Origin of the sequence: Alloalcanivorax sp. C16-2 (assembly GCF_046507615.1) — a bacterium.
Lineage (GTDB): Bacteria > Pseudomonadota > Gammaproteobacteria > Pseudomonadales > Alcanivoracaceae > Alloalcanivorax > Alloalcanivorax marinus_A.
The window spans coordinates 18,268-37,914 of sequence record NZ_JBKFTL010000008.1; the positions used below are offsets into that span (position 1 = coordinate 18,268).

Genomic DNA, 19,647 nt, shown 5'->3' on the forward strand with positions numbered 1-19,647 from the left:
TGATTAAACCGGCGCGGCAGGAGCGACTCCGCTTCAGCCGCGATGTCCTTCAATATCGGTTTCCGGGGGCGCCAAGGTCACCGGCACCTCCGCATCCAGCTCGAAGCACGCCGGCGCCATGCGCGTGCGCCAGGCACGCACCTCCACGCCGGCCTCCATGACTTCCCGCAACAGCCGCCCATAACGGGCATCGACATGGTCCGCCGGCCCGGCGGCGCGAGCCCCGCTGTGCTGCACGCAGAAAAACAGCACCGCCCGCTGGCCGGCGCGAACCACATCCATCAGTGACAGCAGGTGCTTCTGACCACGCTCGGTGACTGAATCCGGAAAGCGGATCACCCCGTGGTCCGGATCATCCGGCCCCGGCCCCAGGGTCACGTTCTTCACTTCAATATAGGTGTGCGGCGCGGCCCGTTCCCCCAGTGCCAGGTCGAAACGGCTGTCACCGAAGGTGACCTCCCGCTCCACCCCGCCGGTCGGGTCCAGCCCCGGCAGACGACCGGCGCGCAGCGCCTCCGCCACCAGGGCATTGGTGCGCCCGGTGTTGACCCCGGCCCAGTGCCCGTGGGCGACCCGGACCGCCTCCAGGGTGTGCCGGTACTTGCGTTTGTCGTTGCCGCTATCGGAAATCAACGCCGCCTGTTCCTCACCGGGCAGCACGCAGTATTTCATGGAGCCGGTGTTTGGGCAGTGCACGGTGATCTCCTCGCCGCCGGGCAAGCGCACATCGGCAAGGAAACGTTTATAACGGCGCAGCAGGGTGACGGCCATCAGTGGCGGATCGAAGTTCACCGGGCCTCCAGGTAGTTCGCCAGGCGACGCAGCGCCTCGCGCAGCCGGTCCTCGTCACAGGTATAGGCAAGGCGCAGATAACGACGCGGATCATGGCCTTCGCCAAAGTCCAGCCCCGGCGTCAACGCCACGCCCGCCTTCTCCAGCAGATCCTGGCAGAACGCGAAGCTGTCATCGGTGTGCCGGCTCGCGTCCAGATACAGATAGAAGGCGCCCTCGGCACCGCCAACCACCGGCAAGCCTAGCGCAGGCAGAGCTTCCAGCAGCAGGGTGCGGCGGCGGTCCAGCAACTGACGGCGCTGCTCGGCGATCAGCAGGGTTTCCTCATCGAACGCCGCCAGCGCGGCGTGCTGGGCCACGGTGGCCGGCGCCAGAAACCAGTTCTGCGCCAGGCGCTCCAGCGCCGGCACCATTTCCCGAGGCGCCACCAGCCAGCCCAACCGCCAGCCGGTCATACCGAAGTACTTGCTGAAACTGTTGATCACCACGGCCTGGCCGCCATGGCGCAGCACCGTGTCGGCCGGCGCGCCGTAGCACAGGCCCTGGTAGATCTCGTCAACCACCAGGGTGCCACCTCGCTCCTCGCACCAGGCGGCCATGGCCGCGAGTTCACCGGTATCGACCCGGTTGCCGGTGGGGTTATCCGGGCTGGCCACCATGGCCAGGCGGGTGCGCGCGCCCCAATATCGGGCAAGTTTCTCCTGGCTGAGCCGGAACTGGTCACCCACGTCCAGCGGCAGCGGCTTGGGCACGCCACCGGCCAGGGTCACGAACTGGCGGTTGCAGGGGTAACCCGGATCGCACAACAACGCCTCGTCGCCGGGGTCCAGCAGGGCCGTCATCACCAGTTGCAGAGCGCCGGAGGCACCCGGCGTGACCACCACCTGCCCGGCATCGACCGGCGCGCCAAGGCGTTGCCGGTAATCGCGGGCGATGGCTTCACGCAGCGCCGGCAGCCCCGCCGCCGGTGTATAACGGGTATCACCACGTTCCAGAGCGGCCCCGGCAGCGGCCATGATCGGCGCCGGGCAAGGAAAATCCGGCTCCCCTACTTCCAGGTGCAGAATATCCCGGCCCGACGCTTGCAAGGCCTGAGCCCGCTCAAGTAACGCCATGACGTGAAAGGGGGGTGTTTGCCCGGCCAGCCGGGAGAGTTGGATACCACTCAAGAAAAACCTCTTTTTCCGCGGGGAAAGCTCTGATATATGTTCGTCGCTTCGACCACTGTCGGGGGGCTGGGAAAGCGCCCCGAGTTGGCTATAATCGGGCCGCCTTGAACGGCGCCGGCCAATGGTGACAAGGGTCGCAATAAAACGGTAAGGTCGAAGCTTACACTATCGTCCGTCCCGGGGCGGTACTCGCCCGGGCGAACCCGTCGGGCCGGCCTTCACCTCCGGGGGGAGCCCAGGACAGCGAGTCGCGACTATGTTAAGGGAGTTGATCAAAATGGCCACCGGTAGCAAAAGCAAAAAAAAGACGGCCAGTAAAACCGGCGCCGGGAAAAGCACCGCCAAAAAAAAGGCGGCGGTGAAGAAGAGCCCGGCGAAGAAGGCGGCGGCCAAGGCCGCGCCGGCGAAAAAGGCCACGACCCCAAAGACGACGGCCCGGAAAAGCGCGGCGAAAAAGACGACGGTGAAAAAGGCGGCGGCGAAAAAGACCACCGCCAAGAAAGCCACCAAGAAAGCAGCGGTGAAGAAGGCCGTCGCGAAGAAAACGGCGGCGGCAAGTAAGGCCACCAGCAAGAAAACCGCGCCGAAGAAAGCCAGCGCCCGCAAGACCGCGGCCTCCCCCACTCGCAAGACCGCCACCGCCAAGAAAGCCGTGACCACGAAAACGACGGCCAAAAAGGCCGCCGTGAAGAAGACCTCGGCGAGCAAACCGGCCAGCCGCCCGGCGACCAAGACCGCTGGCAAGGCACCGGCGCGCAAGACCACGAACAGCACCACCGCGACCGCGAAAACGGCCGCGCCCCGTAAACAGACGACGGCGAAGCCCGCCGGGCCGGCCGCCAAGGCGACCGCCAAAACCAACACACAGCGTCCCACCGGGACCGCCAGGACGGCGTCCAAGAGCCAGGCAAGGGCTGCGTCCCGTTCCACCGCTTCTGATCAGGTGACATCCAAGGTGAAGAAATCCCCCGCCACCGCCGCCAAGGCGGACACGCTCATTCATGGTTTTACTCCGTACGTTCCCAAGAAAGGCGAGGAGTACATGAACGAGGCTCAACGCGCGCATTTTCGTCAGATCCTTCTGGCCTGGCGCCAGGAACTGATGGAGGAAGCCGACCGCACCATGCACCACCTTCAGGACGAAGTGGCCAACCTGCCGGACCCGGCGGACCGCGCCACCCAGGAAGAGGAATTCGCGCTGGAACTGCGCACCCGGGACCGGGAGCGCAAGCTGCTTAAGAAGATCGAGAAGGCCCTGGACCAGATCGACAAGGACGACTACGGCTTCTGCGAAGCCTGTGGCGTCGAAATCGGCATTCGCCGCCTGGAAGCCCGCCCCACCGCCGAGCTTTGCATCGACTGCAAGGAACTGGCGGAAATCAAGGAAAGACAACTGGCGGGGTGAAGCGCGCCTACGTCGGGCGATTCGCGCCCACACCATCGGGCCCGCTGCACTTCGGGTCCCTGGTCACGGCGCTGGCGAGCTGGCTGGATGCCCGCCATCACGGCGGGCGCTGGCTGCTGCGGGTGGACGATCTTGACCCACCCCGCCAGCAACCCGGCGCCGTGGACACCATCCTCCATCAGCTTGATCGCTTCGGCCTGCACTGGGACGGCGCGCCGCTCCATCAGAGCCGGCGCGCCGACGCCTATGACGCCGCGGTGGAGCGGCTGCTGGCCGGCAAACAGGCCTTTTACTGCACCCTGTCGCGCAAACAGCTCCAGGCGCTGGACAATGTCCATCCGGGCCCGGCGGCGGCCCAGCCGCCCGGACCGGACCGTGCCGTGCGTCTGACCGTGCCCGACGCGGAGCGCTGTTTCGAGGACCGTCTGCAAGGCCGGGTGTGCGCGAACCTGGCCCGCGAGGGCGGCCCCTTCGTGATTCGACGCCGCGACGGCCTGTTCGCCTATCAACTGGCCTGTGCCCTGGACGACGCCGACCAGGGCATTACCGACGTGGTGCGCGGCAGCGACCTGCTGGCCTCCACCCTGCGTCAATTACGCGTGCTGGAATGCCTGGCCGCGCCGCCGCCACGCTATGCCCACCTGCCGGTGATCATGGACCCGACCGGCGGCAAGATGAGCAAGTCCGCCGGCGCCGCCGCCCTGGACCCGGACCATCCGGCGCCCGCCTTGTTCGCCGCCCTGGCCTGTGTGGGCCTGGCGCCGGAGCCGGCCCTGGGCCGGGCCGGCATCGACGAACAACTGGCCTGGGCACGGGCCCATTGGCGCCCGGCGCTTCTGCCCGGCGGCCGACGCCAGCCGCCTCCGGCGTTTTTACGCACGGAGCGGGATTGATATGCTGGCCGTCTGGGAGCCGCCATGTATACCGACCGCCTGCTGATCATTTTCATCCTGGGCACCTACCTGCTGTCACCGGCGCTGATCGACTGGTGGAGTGAAGGCGGGCGTGCCTGGTACCGTCCGTATCTGGTCTGGCTGGGCCTGATCGCGCTCAGCTATTGGATCGCCAGGAGCCGGGACGTCGATGACCTATAGTGTTAGCGAACTGATTCTGATCGCCGGCGGCTACCTGCTGTTCCTGTTCCTGGTGGCCTGGGTCACCGAGAAAGGGCACATTCCCGCCCGACTGGTACGCCATCCGGCGGTGTTCGTGTTCTCGCTGGGGGTGTACGCCAGCGCCTGGGCGATTTACGGCTCAGTGGGCTATGCTCATGATTACGGCTACAATTTCCTGGCCTATTTCCTCGGCATTTCCGGGGTGTTCCTGCTGGCGCCGATCTTGTTGGCGCCGATCCTCCGCCTGACCACCACCTACCAGTTGAGCTCCCTGGCGGACCTGTTCGCCTTCCGTTACCGCAGCCGCCTGGCCGGTGCCCTGACCACCCTGATGATGCTGGCCGGCATGCTGCCGCTGCTGTCCATGCAGATCAAGGCGGTGGCGGAATCGATCCAGATTCTTACCGGCGAACCGGACCCGGCCTGGGTGGCATTGTGGTTCTGCCTGCTGATCACCCTGTTCGCGATCCTGTTCGGCGCCCGCCACGCCACCGCCCGGGAACGCCACGAAGGGCTGGTGGTGGCGATCGCCACGGAATCCCTGATCAAGGTGGTGGCGTTCGTGGCGGTGGCTCTGATCGGCCTGTTCGGCGTGTTCGACGGCCCCGGCGGCCTCGGCCAGTGGCTCAATGCCCACCCGGAGATGCTGTCACGGCTTTACGGTCCGCTTCAGAACGGCACCTGGCACAGCCTGATCATGGCGTTCTTCGTGTCCGCGGTGGTGATGCCACATATGTTCCACATGGCGTTCACCGAAAACCTCAACCCGCGCGCCCTGGTATCGGCAAGCTGGGCACTGCCGTTGCTGTTCCTGGTCATGGCCCTGTGCGTGCCGCTGATCCTTTGGGCGGCGCTGGCCAGCAACGCACCCACCAAACCGGACTATTTCGCCCTGGGGGTGGGACTGGCCAACGGCGGCGGCGCCGTGCTCGGCTACCTGGCCGGGCTGGCCGGCGCCAGTGGCATGCTGATCGTCGCCACCCTGGCGTTGTCCGGCATGAGCCTCAACCATCTGGTGCTGCCCGCCAGCCCGCTGAGTTCCGCCCACGATCTGTACCGCAACCTGCTCTGGACCCGCCGGGTTCTGATCGGCGCCATCCTGGCGCTGGCCTACGGGTTCTACCGCCTGGCCGGCCCCGGGCACTCCTCGGTGGAGCTGGGGGTGCTGTCGTTCGTGGCCGCGCTACAGTTCGTGCCGGGCCTTATCGGCACGCTGTTCTGGCCCTCCGGCAACCGCAGTGGCCTGTTCGCCGGTCTCGGCGTGGGCTTCGCGGTATGGGTTCTGGGATTGCTGATTCCCATGGTGTTCCCGGACTGGCGGGCCACCACCCTGATCAACGCCCTGGGATTGGACCCGGAACAGGGCATGACCCATTGGAATCAGGTGGCGGTCGCCTCCCTGAGCCTGAACGGCCTGATCTACGCCATCGTCTCCATTGTCACCCCCACCTCCCGGGCCGAACGCACCGCCGCCGAGGCCTGTGCCGTGGACAGCCTGCGCCGGCCCTATCGCTGGGACCTGGGCGCGCAGACCGTGGACGATTTCATCAAGGCTCTGAGCGGCCCGCTGGGGCCGGTAACCGCCGCCCGCGAGGTGGACATGGCGCTGCGCGACCTGCGCCTCAAGCAGGGCGAGACCCGGCCCTACGCGTTGCGGCGCCTGCGCGACCAGTTGGAAACCAATCTGTCCGGGCTGCTGGGACCGTCCGTGGCCCACCAGTTGATGGACGACAACCTGCCCTATCGGCCCCAGGAAGGAGAATCGGAGGACATCCAGTTCATCGAATCACGCCTGGAGCAATACCGGGACCGGCTCTCCGGGCTGGCGGCGGAGCTGGACAGCCTGCGTCGCTTTCACCGTCAGACCCTGCTGGAGCTGCCCATGGGCGTCATCTCCCTGGGCGCGGACGGCGAAATCATCGGCTGGAACAGGGCGGTGGAAACACTGACCGGCATCGACGCCGAACACACCATCGGCTCGCGCCTGGATCACCTGCCCGCGCCCTGGGGGGATCTGTTGGCGGAATTCAGCCGCGGCGAGTCCGAACACGACCCCCAGCGGCAACTGGAAGTGGATGGCCAGCCACGCTGGTTGAGCCTGCATCGCTCGCGCATCCACAGCCCCGGGCCCACCGAGCAGGCCGGCGGCCAGGTGCTGGTGCTTGAGGACATCACCGACCTGCGTCAGATGGAATCACACCTGGCGCACAATGAGCGGCTCGCCTCCATCGGCCGGCTGGCCGCCGGCGTGGCCCACGAGATCGGCAATCCGGTCACCGCCATCGCCTGCCTGGCACAGAACCTGGACGGTCACTGCGACGAGCAGGAACAGCGGCAAAGCGCCGGCCAGATCGTCGAGCAGACCCGCCGCATCACCCGCATCGTTGAATCCCTGGTCACCTTCAGCCACTCCGGCGGCGTGCGCGACACCATCCAGGGGCCGGTGGATCTGGCCGACACCGTCCAGGAAGCCATTGCTCTGCTGCGCCTCGACCCGGACCATCGTGGCCAGCGATTTGATAATCTGTGCCCGCGAGGGCAGGAAGTGAAGGGCGACCCGCAGCGCCTGCTACAGGTATTCGTGAACCTGCTCGGCAATGCCGCCGACGCTTGCCGGGACGAGCAACCCATCGTGGTAGGCTGCGAGCGCCATGGCGAGCGCCTGCGTATTCGCGTCGAGGACCAGGGCCATGGGGTGCCCGCGGAACTTCGCGACGCCCTGTTTGAACCGTTTGTCACCAGCAAGCCGCCGGGCCGGGGCACCGGCCTCGGTCTGGCGCTGGTTTACAGTATTATCGAGGACCATCGCGGCACGGTGCGGGTGGAAAGCCCGATCATCGACGGACACGGCACCCGCTTCGTGATCGAGTTGCCTGTTTTCGCCGGCCAGCGGTCGTCCGGAGATTAAAAAGCACGGATTAAAAGAAGGAACGGCACCATGAGCCATATCCTGATCGTCGAGGACGAGCCCGTTATTCGCGGCGCCCTGCGCAAGCTTCTGGAGCGACATGACCACTCGGTGGCGGAGGCGGAATCCGTGGAACAGGCCCATGATCAGGGCCTGACACAGTATGATCTGATCATCAGCGACCTGCGCCTGCCCGGCGAACCGGGCACCGCCCTGATCGAACTGGCGCGGCCGGTACCGGTGTTGATCATGACCAGCTACGCCAGCCTGCGTTCGGCGGTGGACGCCATGCGCGAAGGCGCCGTGGACTACATCCCCAAACCGTTTGACCACGACGAGATGCTGATGGCAGTGGAGCGGGTCCTCAAGGAGGGCCGCATCAATCGCGGCAATCAGGCTCTGCGCCGGGACCTGGAGCGCACCTATCCGGTCCACTCGATGATCGGTGAATGCGAAGCCATGCGTGATCTCAAGCACCGCATCAGCCGGGTCGGCCCCACCGAAACCCCGGTGCTGATCCTCGGCGAGGCCGGCACCGGCAAGGAACTCACCGCCCGAGCCCTGCACGAGCACAGCGAGCGTGCCTCGGCGCCGCTGGTCACGGTGCACTGCGCCGCCTTGCCCAAGGCCCTGCAACTGGAGGAATTGTTCGGCAGCGAGGAACAACCCGGTCGCATCGAGGAAGCGGACGGCGGCACCCTGTTTCTCGATGAAGTCGGTGAACTGGACCCGGAGGTTCAGAGCCGTCTGTTGACCCTGCTCGAGCAGGGAGTGATCCACCGTCAGGACTCATTGGCCCCGCGCCGCGTGGATGTGCGGGTGATCGCCAGCAGCCAGGTGGACCTGCCGGCGCGGGTCAGCGATGGCGGCTTCCGCCACGATCTCTATTACCGTCTCAACGTCATGGAGCTGGAATTGCCACCGCTGCGCGAGCGCGAGGACGACATTGAGGAACTGGCCAATGCCCTGCTGGCACGCAGCCGCGAGAAAATGCATCGCGGCGAGCTCTCCTTCACCGAGGAGGCCCTGTCCGCCATGCAGCGCTATGCCTGGCCGGGCAACGTACGGGAACTGGAAAATGTGATCGAGCGGGCGGTGATTCTCAGCGAGGAGGACCGTATCGGTCCGGCCCAACTGGGCCTCAACCCCAACCGCACCCCACAGCGCCCCAGCCGGGCCAGCCTGGACCCCTCCGAGGATCTGTCCCTGGAGGACTACTTCACCCGCTTCGTGATGGAAAACCAGGACAACATGACCGAGACCGAACTGGCCCAGAAGCTGGGGATCAGCCGCAAGAGCCTGTGGGAACGGCGCCAGCGCCTCGGAATTCAACGCCCCAAACGTGGCGCCCGCCGCTGATTCCACGCCCGGAGCAAGCGATGACGAAAAATATTTCCCCATTTTCGCTCTTGCTTCCGGCGCCGTCGTCACCCCTGCTCGCCGGACTGCCCAGAAGTGTTACCTTACTACACAGCGCGGTAACAGGTGCGTTACCGCGCGCACCCCGCGCCACCACCCCATTTTTCAAAATTTCCGTAAGTCGTTGTTTTTTAAGGTTTTAACAACCTGTTGCAATGCAAAATCCATCCATGCACTATGAATCCCACGCCAGATAAACAAAACAACACGGCGGCGAAGGCTCACAATAAGAACAAGAAAAGAAGAAGAATAAACGTTGAGCCCGAAACAAATGCCGTAGCGAAAATTGGTTACGGCGCAAGGCAGAAAACAACACAAACAATAACAACAACAGAATCAGCGCATAGGGGACCACGACCAAGGTTGTGGTCCCTTTTTACTTTCAGGGCCAAGGAGGGATGGTAACCCGAAACCCGCCCCTTTCTCCAGATCGCGTGACCGGTGGCGGTCAAAAAGTGCTACCATGCCGCCTTTCATCTCGTCAGGACGTTTTTTGCTCAATGACATCCAGATTCTCAGAGCGCCCCGCGGCATTTCTTCCGCTCCTTTGGACTCGCATATCTAGACCGCTTGTACTCCTCTGGACCCGTCTCCTGGGCAAAGGTTCCGCCACCCGGCCCCGGCTTCCCCAGGCGCGGATCATTCCCCGGGACCAGCACTCCATTTCCCGCAAGGACGTCTCCCGGGCGGCCCTCAATGTGCTCTACGGGCTGCACAAAGCCGGTTTCGAGGCCTACCTGGTGGGCGGCTGCCTGCGTGATCTGCTCAGTGGCCGCAAGCCCAAGGACTTCGACGTGGTCACCGACGCCACCCCCGATGAAGTGCACCGGCTGTTCAAACGCAGCCGCATTATCGGCCGGCGCTTCCAGATCGTGCATGTGCGCTTTGGCCGCGAGGTGATCGAGGTCTCCACCTTCCGGGCCTTCCAGCGCGACGACCTGGACGAGGACCAGCACCTGGCCCACGAGGAAACCGGCCTGGTGCTGCGCGATAACGTCTGGGGCTGCATCGAGGAAGACGCCCTGCGCCGCGACTTCACCATCAATGCCCTCTATTACAATATCGCCGATTTCGCGCTCTACGATTTCGTTCAGAGCCGCCGTGACATCGAAAAAGGCGTGATCCGCCTGATCGGCGATCCTGAGCAGCGTTACCGGGAAGACCCGGTGCGCATGCTGCGCGCTGCCCGATTCGCCGCCAAGCTGGGCTTCGAGCTTGAGCCCGCCACCGCCGGCCCCATCCCGCGCCTCGCCGAACTGCTGCTTCAGGTACCACCGGCACGCCTGTTCGACGAAGTGCTCAAGTTGTTTCTCAGCGGCCATGCCCGCGCCTCCTTTACCCAGTTGCGCCACCTGGGGCTGTTCCCGTTCCTGTTTCCGGAAACCGAGGAATGCCTGGACGGTGAGCAAGGCGAACTCTGGGAACGGCTGATCCTGGCCGCCATGGACAACACCGACCGGCGCCTGGCCGAGGACAAGCCGGTAACGCCGGCCTTCATCCTGGCGGTACTGCTGTGGCCGGTGGTGGTGACGCGTTTCGACAAGCTGCGCGCCGATGGCATGCCGCCAGCGCCGGCGCTGCACAAAGCCGCCGGCTGGGCCCTGGCCCGCCAGGTGGACCACACCGCCGTGCCGCGCCGCTTCTCCACGGTGATGCGCGAAATGTGGGATTTGCAACAACGGCTGCCCCGCCGGGGCGGCAAGCGGGCGGATACGCTGCTGCAGCATCCACGCTTCCGCGCCGCCTATGACTTCCTGCTGCTGCGCGAGGACGCCGGTGAAATCAAGGCCGGCCTGGGAGCCTGGTGGACCCGCTATCAGCAGCTCGACGAGCAGGACCGCTACGACATGGTCCAGGCCCTGGGCCCCAACCAGGGCAGTGGCGGGGGTGGCGGCGGGAATGGCGGCCGACGCCGCCGGCGCCGGCGGCCCCGCTCTTCCGGCAACAAGGACTGACCCCATGGTGGTGATCGGCCTGGGCAGCAACCTGAACGATCCGCAGGCTCAGGTCACGGCGGCCCTGAAGGCCCTGGCCGGCCTTCCCGATACCCGCCTGAGCGGCCACTCCGACCTGTACAGCACCGCGCCGGTGGGGCCCCAGGACCAGCCCGACTACGTTAACGCGGTGGCGCTGCTGGAAACCGCCCTTGATCCGCTCACCCTGCTCGACGCTCTCCAAGGCCTGGAACAGGCCGCCGGCCGCGAGCGCCGCCGCCACTGGGGCGAGCGCACCCTGGACCTGGATGTGCTGCTGTGGGGCGAGGCGACGATCCGCCTGCCAAGACTGGTGGTGCCGCACCCGGAAATGACCCGCCGCGCCTTCGTGCTGCGCCCGCTGCTCGACCGGCTGCCGGATTGCCGCTTGCCGGACGGCACTGCGCTGGCCGACCATTGGGCATCGGTGTCCGATCAGCCGCTGCATCGGCTGCACCGCCTGGAGGAGGATGAGTTTGCTGACTGAACGCATCAACCGGCTGCGCGCCAGTGGCGACCTGCCCCGCTTCATCGCCGTGGAAGGCCCGATCGGCGTGGGCAAGACCACCCTCACCCGCCGACTGGCGGACACCTTCGGCTTCGACACCCTGCTCGAACAGGCCGAGGACAATCCGTTCCTGACCCGCTTTTATCAGGACCCGGCCCGCTACGCCCTGCAGACCGAGCTGTTCTTCCTGTTCCAGCGTGCCGATCAGCTGCGTCAGTTGCGTCAGCAGGATCTGTTCACCGGCCCCAAGGTGGCGGATTTCCTGATCGACAAGAACCGCTTGTTCGCCGAGGTGAACCTGGACGAGGACGAGTTCGAGCTGTACGACAATGTCTACCGGCACATGCTGCTGGACGCCCCGGCGCCGGATCTGGTGATCTACCTGCAAGCCCCCACCGGCGTGCTGCGCCAGCGGGTTCAGAAACGGGGCAACGATTTCGAGCAGCGCATCGACCCGGACTACCTGGCCCGCCTCAACGACGCCTACACCCGTTTCTTCCACTTCTACGACGGCGCCCCGCTGCTGATCGTCAACGCCGCCGAGATTGATCTGGTCGATGGCGAGGCGGACTATCAACAGTTGGTGGACGAGTTGCTGGACATCCGCACGGGGCGACACTATTTTAACCCCCGCCCGCTGGTATAGCGTCCCAAGGGAGCTCCCATGCCCGTTACCATCCGCACCCTCAAGAAACGCAAGGAGGACGGCGAAAAATTCTCCGTCCTGACCGCCTATGACGCCACTTTCTCGCGCCTGATCAGCGAGGCCGGGGTGGACGCCATGCTGATTGGCGACTCCCTGGGCAACGTGGTCCAGGGCCGCGACAGCACCGTGCCGGTGACCCTGGAACAGATGGTCTACCACACCGAGTGCGTGGCGCGCGGCAACCAGGGCAGCCTGATCATCGCCGACGTGCCCTTCATGGGCGCCGCCACTCTGGAACGTACCCTGGAGGCGGCCACCGCGCTGATGCAGGCCGGCGCCAACGTCATCAAGCTGGAAGGTGGCGCCTGGCTGGCCGACGCGGTCAAGGTATTGAAACGCAACGGTATTCCGGTGTGCGCGCACCTGGGCCTGACGCCGCAATCGGTGAATGCCTTCGGCGGCTACCGGGTGCAGGGCAAGGACGAGCATGGCGCCCGGGAGCTGCTGGATGCCGCCTGCGAGCTGGACCGTGCCGGCACCGCCCTGTTCGTGCTCGAGTGCGTGCCACGGGTGCTGAGCGCGGAGATCACCGCCGCCGTGGAAGCGCCGGTGATCGGCATCGGCGCGGCGCCGGAGTGCGACGGCCAGGTGCTGGTGATGCACGACATGCTGGGCCTGAACCCTCGCCCGGCCCGCTTCGTGAAGGATTTCATGCCAGACGGTGGCGGCGATCTGGCCGGTGCCTTCCGCGCCTACCACGAGGCCGTCAAGGACGGCCGCTTCCCCACCGACGAGCACTGCTTCTGACCATGGAACGACTGCACGCTGTCGCCGAGGTGCGCGAGCGCGTGACGCAATGGCGTCGCGAAAGCCGCGCCGTCGGCCTGGTGCCCACCATGGGCAATCTTCATGACGGCCACTTGAGCCTGGTCCGGGAGGCCCGGCGCCACTGCGAAAGGGTGGTGGTCTCGGTGTTCGTCAACCCCACCCAGTTTGGTCCGGGGGAAGACTTCGACGCCTACCCGCGCACCCTGGAAGCGGACGCCGAACGGCTCCGCGAGGCCGGCGTGGAAATGCTGTTCGCGCCCACCGTGGAGGCCATGTACCCGCTTGGCGCCAACCGCACCTGGGTGGAAGTGGACGCCCTTGGGGATCACCTGTGCGGCGCCGACCGGCCCGGCCATTTCCGTGGCGTGGCCACGGTGGTCAGCAAACTGTTCAACATCGTGCAGCCGGACGTGGCGGTGTTCGGCGAGAAGGACTTCCAGCAGCTCGCCATCCTGCGCCGCATGGCCACCGAATTGCTGTTCCCGATCCGCATCATCGGCGCGCCCACCGCCCGCGAGGCGGACGGCCTGGCGATGAGTTCGCGCAACGGTTTTCTCACCGAAACGGAGCGTGCCCGGGCACCGCTGCTGCAACAGCATCTGCAGGATGCCCGCCGCGCCGTGGAACAGGGCGAGCGCGACTTCCGGGCCCTGGAGAAACGCCTCACCGTATCCCTGGCAGACCATGGCTTCGAGGTGGATTACCTGACCGTGGCCAATGCCGACACGCTGGCCCCGGCGGGCCCGGACGACCGGGACCTGCTGATCGCCGCCGCCGCCCGGCTGGGCAAGCCGAGATTGATCGACAATCTGACGTTGTCACTGCCGGCGGGCTGATACACTCATCCCCCGCTGGTCAGGAAACAGGCTGTTTTCTTGTATGTGACCGGGGGTTCATGCATACTGCCGGCCCCTCGCGGAGGCCGGCCCGACGGGCCCGCCCGGGGTTGTTCAGAGAGGTACCCGACATGCAGTGCACCATGCTGAAAGCCAAGTTGCACCAGGCCCGCGTAACCCACGCGGAACTCGAGTATGAAGGCTCCTGCGCCATCGACGGCGAGTTGATGGACATGGCCGGTATCCTGGAGTACGAGCAGATCCAGATCTACAACCTGGATAACGGGGAGCGCTTCGAAACCTACGCCATTCGTGGCGAGGAAGGCTCCAAAATCATCTCCGTGAACGGCGCCGCCGCCCACAAGGCGCAGCCGGGTCACCGGGTGATCATCTGCGCCTACGCCGGCTACGGCAGTTCCGAGCTGATCAATTACAAGCCGCGCCTGATCTACATGGGCGAAGGCAACGCGGTGAAAGGCAGCAGCAACGCGATTCCGGTGCAGGTGGCCTGACTTCCGCGCGGCTCCCGCCGCCTCGACCGTTTTGCACGGTTGACCCTTTCATGAACGCCGGCCCTCGCGCCGGCGTTTCTTTTTATAGCCTTTTCGCGCCCTTCAGCAACGTCCCATGCTAACCACCCCGCCGATCGCGGCCATTGTTCTTTAGTCGTAGTCCGGGGTGCAGGCCCTTCGTATCCGATCTACAGTATGTATAACCACGGGCTTTATAGACCATGGTGGAATTCAGTCCGGTCGACGCGAACGGGATAATGCGTCGCCATACGAATACGGCTCCCGCGTCACGCGGGAATAACAAATACCAGCGGGCAGTACGAAGGAGGCAGTTATGTCAGAGAAGAAGATTCACCCGGTTCCGGAGGCGTTCAAGCGCCAGACCCTGATGGATCGGGCCACCTACGATCGCTGGTACGAGCAATCCGTGCGCGACCCGGACACCTTCTGGGCGGAACGCGCCGACGAGCTGCTCGACTGGCGGACCCGCTGGGACACCGTCAGCGACTGGGACTTCAAGGAAGGCCGCGCGGCCTGGTTCCAGGGCGCCAAACTGAACGCCTGCTACAACTGCGTGGACCGCCACCTGCCCAAGCGCGCCAATCAGACCGCCATCATCTGGGAAGGTGACGAGCCGGACCAGGACAAGCACATCACCTATCAGGAGCTGCTGGAGCACGTTTCACGGCTGGCCAACGTACTCAAGGAACGCGGCGTCAAGAAAGGCGACCGGGTGGTGATCTATATGCCGATGATTCCGGAAGCGGCCTACGCCATGCTGGCATGCGCGCGCATCGGCGCCATCCATTCCGTGGTGTTCGGCGGCTTCTCGCCGGAAGCGCTCAAGGATCGCATCCAGAACGCGGGGGCCTGCGCGCTGATCACCGCCGACGAGGGCGTGCGCGGTGGCAAGATCGTGCCCCTCAAAGCCAACGCCGACAAGGCCATGAACGGTGGCGACGGCGTGCACACCTGCGTGGTGGTGCGGCGCACCGGCAACGGCGTGGACTGGAAAGACAGCCGCGACGTCTGGTACCACGAGGCGGTGCAACAGGTCTCCGATCAATGCGAGCCGGAATGGGTGGAAGCCGAGGACCCGCTGTTCACTCTCTACACCTCCGGTTCCACCGGCAAGCCCAAGGGCGTGCTGCACAGCACCGCCGGCTACATGCTGCAGGCGGCGCTCACCCACAAATACGTGTTCGACTATCACGAAGGCGACATCTACTGGTGCACCGCCGACGTGGGCTGGATCACCGGCCACAGCTACATTGTCTACGGACCACTGGCCAACGGCGCCACCACGGTGATGTTCGAGGGCGTGCCCACCTACCCGGACGCCTCCCGCCACTGGCAAGTGGTGGACAAACACAAGGTCAACATCTACTACACCGCGCCCACCGCCATCCGCGCCCTGATGGGCCAGGGCGACGAGCCGGTGCGCAAGACCGACCGCTCCAGCCTCAAACTGCTGGGCACCGTGGGCGAACCGATCAACCCGGAAGCCTGGGAGTGGTACTACCGGGTGGTGGGTGAAAACCGCTGCCCGATCGTGGACACCTGGTGGCAGACCGAGACCGGCGCCATCATGATCGCGCCGCTGCCCGGCGCCGTGGACCTGAAACCCGGCTCCGCCACCCTGCCCATGTTTGGCGTGCAACCCGCTCTGATGGACCCGGACGGCAAGGAGCTGGAAGGCGCCAACGCCGGCAACCTGGTGATCAAGGCCAGCTGGCCGAGCCAGATCCGTACCGTGTATGGCGACCATCAGCGCATGATCGACACCTACTTCAGTGCCTACCCGGGGTATTACTTCACCGGCGACGGCGCGCGACGGGACGAGGACGGCTACTACTGGATCACCGGCCGCGTGGACGACGTGCTCAATGTGTCCGGCCACCGACTGGGCACCGCGGAGATCGAATCCGCGCTGGTACTGCACAAGAGCATCTCCGAGGCCGCCGTGGTGGGTTACCAGCACGACGTGAAGGGCCAGGGCATCTACGCCTATGTGTCGCTGATGAGCGGCTCCGAGGGCAGTGACGACCTGATCACCGAACTGCGCGAACTGGTCACCCAGGAGATCGGCCCGATCGCCAAGCCGGACCTGATCCACTTCGCGCCGGGCCTGCCCAAGACCCGCTCCGGCAAGATCATGCGCCGCATCCTGCGCAAGATCGCCGCCGACGAGCTGGACTCCCTGGGCGACACCTCCACCCTGGCCGACCCGTCCGTGGTGGACCAGCTGATCAAGACCCGCAAGAACGGCAACGGCGACTAACGCCGGCCAGGCCACCATGAACAAGGGCGCCTTAACGGCGCCCTTTTTTATTCTCGCGGATCAGCGGCATTGCCGTAGAAGCGACCGGGTGGCGTACCGCGTCCCAAAAAGCTACGCAGTCGCCGGTCGGCTGTGCTTGAGCAGCAACACCAGCGGTATCGCCGCCATGTTGATCCACATAAGCAACCGGAAATCATTCATGTAGCTGATTTCCGCCGCCTGCGCCATCAGGGTCTGATAAAGCGCCGCCGGCACGCCACCCACCATGTCCTTCATCGGCAGCCCCTGGCTGATCCAGGCACCCAACTGAACATGCTCGCCCAACTGCTGCTGGTTAATCCACATGTTACGCGACAGCATGGCGGTCATGATCGAGATGCCCACGCTGGAACCCAGGTTGCGGGACAGGGAAAACAGCGACGCGCCCTCGGTGCGCAATTCAGGCTTGAGAGTGGCGTACGTGAGCGCGCTGGCGGGCACAAACACCAAGCCCAGCCCCAAGCCCTGGAGCACGCCGGTCCAGACCAGCATGTCGCGGCTCACTTCCAGGGTGAACCCCGCCATTTCATGCAGCGACGCGGTGATCAGCACCAGGCCGGCCACCACCAGCACGCGGGGGTCCAGGCGGGTTCGCATCAGCCGCCCCACCAGCATCATCGAGAACATGGAACCCAGCCCCCGGGGCGCCAGCACCAGGCCGGTGGTCACCGCCGGATAGTCCTTCCATTGCTGCAGGAACGGCGGCAGCAGGGCCATGGTGGCGAGCAGGATGATCCCGACCACGAAGATGAACACCACGCCGGTGAGGAAATTACGGTCCTTGAACAGACTCAGGTTGATGAACGGGTCCTTGCGGGTCAGCGAGTGGACCAGAAACAGGTAGAAGCCCAGCATGGCCAGCAGCGCCTCGAGCTGAATCTCGAAACTCTCGAACCATTTCTCCTGCTCGCCCCGGTCGAGCATCAGTTGGAAGGCGCCGATGGCCAGGCCCAGATAGGCGAAGCCCATCAAGTCGAAGCGGATCTTACGGGTTTCCGTTTCCGCCACGCTGAGCCAGATACCGGCGAACGCCAACAACCCGAACGGCAGATTGATGTAGAACACCCAGCGCCAGCTGTACCACTCGGTGAGCCAGCCGCCCAGGGTGGGCCCCAGAATCGGCCCCACCATCACGCCCATGCCCCAGATCGCCATGGCCTGGCCGTGTTTCTCCACCGGGTAGGCATCCAGCAGCACGGACTGCGACAACGGCACCAGAGCGGCACCGAAGATGCCCTGCAGGATGCGGAACATGACCATCTGGTCCAGGTTGGCGGATAGCCCGCACAGTCCCGACGCCACCGTGAACCCGGCCACCGACCAGAGGAACAGCTGACGCCGGCCCAACCGCCCGGCGAAGAAACCCACCGCCGGCGTCATGATCGCCGCCGACACGATGTAGGAGGTCAACACCCAGGTAATCTGGTCGGTACTCGCCGACAGGCTGCCCTGCATGTGCGGCAGGGCCACGTTGGCGATGGTGGTATCCAGCACCTGCATGATCGTGGCCAGCATGATGCTGGCCGTGACCAGGCGCTGGTCGTTAATGCGTGGCATCGGCGGTCCTGGCCGGTTGCGCCGGGTCATCGGCGAACAACGACGCCCCGGTATCGATGGAAATCTCCGCGCTCATGCCGGCACGCAGCGGTGGCTTGCCATCCAGGTCGGTAAGCTGGAGCTTCACCGGTACCCGCTGCACCACTTTCACCCAGTTGCCGCTGGCGTTCTGGGGCGGGATCAGCGCGTATTCGGAACCGGTGGCCGGGCTCAGACTCTGCACCCTGGCCTTCCAGGTCACGCCGGGATAAGTATCCACCTCCACCTCGACCTCCTGGCCCTCACGCACGTTGGTGAGCTGGGTTTCCTTGAGGTTGGCCTCGACCCAGGCGGAGCCGTTCTTGGCCAGGGTGAACACCGGCACCCCGGCGTTGACCCGCTCGCCCAGCATGGGCGTGGAGCCGCCGATGACCCCATCCGAGGGCGCCACGATGCGGGTGTGCGCCAGATCGTAGCGGGCTTTCTCCAGCTTGGCGGTGGCCGCCTGATAGTCCGGGTGTTCTTCCACCGCCACATCCGGCCCGCCGCCCAGACGGGCCTTGAGGCTGGCCAGCTCCTGGCCGATCACATCCCGCTGGGAGCGGGCCTGATCACGTTTCTGTTCAGCGCCGTCCAACTGGGATTTGGACACCGCCACCCGATCCAGCCCCTGGAAACGATCCAGTTCGCGCTGGTAGTAAGCCAGATCCCGGCGCGCCTGGTCTTGCTGGGCTTCCAGGCGCGCATAGTCGGCGCGCTCGGAAAGAATCCGATTGCGCACCGCCTGCTGGTCGGCACGGGCTTCCTCCAAGGCGATCCGGTAGGGCTCCGGATCCACCTCGGCGAGCACCTGACCTTTCTTCACCGCCTGGTTGCGGTCCACCGTGACGCTGACCAGCGGGCCGCTCACATCGGCGGTCAGCGATACCATATCGATCTTTACATAGGCGTTCTCGGTGCCGACATAGCGTCGGCCGCCAAACACCAGCCAGAGCACCACGACCAGGGCGACGATCAGGCCCAGGCCCATGGCGAAGCGGCGATTTCGTTGCGTGGTGGTCACGTCGTTATTCCTCTTTTTCGGTTCGCTGGCAAAGATTGGCGCGCATACGGCCCAGCACGCGCACCAGGATGTCGATGTCGTCGGCCTCGATGCCCGCCAGGGCTTGATGACGGACGCCCATGGCCAGTTCGCGCAGGCTCTCCAACGCCGGCGCCGCCTGATCGGTGAGGTACAGGCGCAGCCGGCGGCGGTCGGTCTGATCCACGCGGCGCTCCACCAGGCCCTCTTCCTCCAGGCGCTCCAACTGGCGGGTCAGGGAAATCGGCGCCACATCCATGATTTCGGCCAGGGCGGCCTGGTGAATGCCCTCCCGGAGCGACAGGTTCCAAAGCACCTGCCAGCGGGCGCGGGTCAGGCCCTGGGCCCGAGCGCGCCGGTCGAATTCCCGACGCAGCATGCGCGCCACATCGTGCAGCCCCAGGCCCACGGTGGTGTCTTTGTTCATGGGAGACCCCATTCATAAGGAAACTTATAATAAGCAAGCTTATTACATGAAGACCATTAAGGCAACTTGCTTTATATTCTTTGGCCCGCACCGCCGCGGTAGATACCGTCTCTCCTATCCGGACTCAACCCCCGAGGGGTTGGGTCTGGAATGGGGTTTGTCGATTCAGTAC

17 protein-coding genes are annotated in these 19,647 nt (G+C 65.3%); 12 read left to right on the forward strand and 5 right to left on the reverse strand.

The features are described 5' to 3' along the window. Positions 1–33: 33 nt before the first annotated feature. Together sfsA and ACLD02_RS19155 are read right to left on the reverse strand one after the other, a co-directional pair. Entirely contained in the window at positions 34–792 is a 759-nt protein-coding gene (gene sfsA / locus ACLD02_RS19150; protein ID WP_410299416.1) for a DNA/RNA nuclease SfsA, read from the reverse strand. After that, positions 789–1,961 (reverse strand): aminotransferase class I/II-fold pyridoxal phosphate-dependent enzyme, encoded by a 1,173-nt coding sequence (locus ACLD02_RS19155; protein WP_410299417.1) that lies wholly within the window; start codon positions 1,959–1,961, stop codon positions 789–791. Before ACLD02_RS19155 ends, sfsA begins: the two co-directional genes overlap by 4 nt. Before the next feature lie 1,042 nt (positions 1,962–3,003). Between ACLD02_RS19155 and dksA the strand changes: the two genes are divergently transcribed. From dksA to acs, 12 genes are all read left to right on the forward strand, one after another. Further along, positions 3,004–3,366 (forward strand): RNA polymerase-binding protein DksA, encoded by a 363-nt coding sequence (gene dksA / locus ACLD02_RS19160; protein WP_203106106.1) that lies wholly within the window; start codon positions 3,004–3,006, stop codon positions 3,364–3,366. Next, complete coding sequence (gene gluQRS / locus ACLD02_RS19165) at positions 3,363–4,259, forward strand: tRNA glutamyl-Q(34) synthetase GluQRS (RefSeq protein ID WP_410299418.1); 897 nt, start codon at positions 3,363–3,365, stop codon at positions 4,257–4,259. The genes dksA and gluQRS overlap by 4 nt, the downstream gene beginning before the upstream one ends. Positions 4,260–4,283: 24 nt before the next feature. After that, complete coding sequence (locus tag ACLD02_RS19170) at positions 4,284–4,460, forward strand: hypothetical protein (protein ID WP_203105771.1); 177 nt, start codon at positions 4,284–4,286, stop codon at positions 4,458–4,460. Beyond that, the gene (locus ACLD02_RS19175; RefSeq protein ID WP_203105772.1) at positions 4,450–7,389 is read left to right on the forward strand and encodes a sensor histidine kinase; all 2,940 of its coding nucleotides are present in this window, start codon (positions 4,450–4,452) and stop codon (positions 7,387–7,389) included. Before ACLD02_RS19170 ends, ACLD02_RS19175 begins: the two co-directional genes overlap by 11 nt. A 30-nt stretch (positions 7,390–7,419) precedes the next feature. Then, positions 7,420–8,748 carry a sigma-54-dependent transcriptional regulator gene (locus tag ACLD02_RS19180; protein ID WP_203105773.1) on the forward strand — a complete coding sequence of 443 codons (1,329 nt, stop codon included), beginning with the start codon at positions 7,420–7,422 and terminating at the stop codon, positions 8,746–8,748. 698 nt (positions 8,749–9,446) lie between these two features. Beyond that, a complete protein-coding gene (gene pcnB / locus ACLD02_RS19185; protein WP_410299423.1) occupies positions 9,447–10,763 on the forward strand; it encodes a polynucleotide adenylyltransferase PcnB in 1,317 nt (438 codons plus the stop codon). Between the two features lie 4 nt (positions 10,764–10,767). Further along, a complete protein-coding gene (gene folK, locus ACLD02_RS19190; RefSeq protein ID WP_203105775.1) occupies positions 10,768–11,268 on the forward strand; it encodes a 2-amino-4-hydroxy-6-hydroxymethyldihydropteridine diphosphokinase in 501 nt (166 codons plus the stop codon). After that, positions 11,252–11,935, forward strand: a complete 684-nt coding sequence (locus tag ACLD02_RS19195; protein WP_203105776.1) for a deoxynucleoside kinase — start codon at positions 11,252–11,254, stop codon at positions 11,933–11,935. Before folK ends, ACLD02_RS19195 begins: the two co-directional genes overlap by 17 nt. An 18-nt stretch (positions 11,936–11,953) precedes the next feature. After that, positions 11,954–12,742 (forward strand): 3-methyl-2-oxobutanoate hydroxymethyltransferase, encoded by a 789-nt coding sequence (panB, locus tag ACLD02_RS19200; RefSeq protein ID WP_203105777.1) that lies wholly within the window; start codon positions 11,954–11,956, stop codon positions 12,740–12,742. 2 nt (positions 12,743–12,744) lie between these two features. Beyond that, positions 12,745–13,599, forward strand: a complete 855-nt coding sequence (gene panC, locus ACLD02_RS19205; RefSeq protein WP_410299419.1) for a pantoate--beta-alanine ligase — start codon at positions 12,745–12,747, stop codon at positions 13,597–13,599. Positions 13,600–13,730: 131 nt separating this feature from the next. Further along, complete coding sequence (gene panD, locus ACLD02_RS19210; protein WP_410299420.1) at positions 13,731–14,111, forward strand: aspartate 1-decarboxylase; 381 nt, start codon at positions 13,731–13,733, stop codon at positions 14,109–14,111. A 334-nt stretch (positions 14,112–14,445) separates the two neighbouring features. Then, entirely contained in the window at positions 14,446–16,392 is a 1,947-nt protein-coding gene (acs, locus tag ACLD02_RS19215; protein ID WP_410299421.1) for an acetate--CoA ligase, read from the forward strand. 111 nt (positions 16,393–16,503) lie between these two features. Here the strand turns inward: acs and ACLD02_RS19220 are convergent, their stop codons facing one another. From ACLD02_RS19220 to ACLD02_RS19230, 3 genes are read right to left on the reverse strand one after another with little or no spacing between them, the layout of a single operon-like run. Beyond that, positions 16,504–17,988, reverse strand: coding sequence for a DHA2 family efflux MFS transporter permease subunit (locus tag ACLD02_RS19220; RefSeq protein WP_410299422.1), 1,485 nt, complete (start codon positions 17,986–17,988; stop codon positions 16,504–16,506). Beyond that, on the reverse strand, positions 17,975–19,030 hold the full coding sequence (locus ACLD02_RS19225) for an HlyD family secretion protein (protein ID WP_338015248.1): 1,056 nt from the start codon (positions 19,028–19,030) through the stop codon (positions 17,975–17,977). The genes ACLD02_RS19220 and ACLD02_RS19225 overlap by 14 nt, the downstream gene beginning before the upstream one ends. A gap of 4 nt (positions 19,031–19,034) precedes the next feature. Then, on the reverse strand, positions 19,035–19,475 hold the full coding sequence (locus ACLD02_RS19230) for a MarR family winged helix-turn-helix transcriptional regulator (protein ID WP_203105782.1): 441 nt from the start codon (positions 19,473–19,475) through the stop codon (positions 19,035–19,037). Between the last annotated feature and the right edge of the window lie 172 nt (positions 19,476–19,647).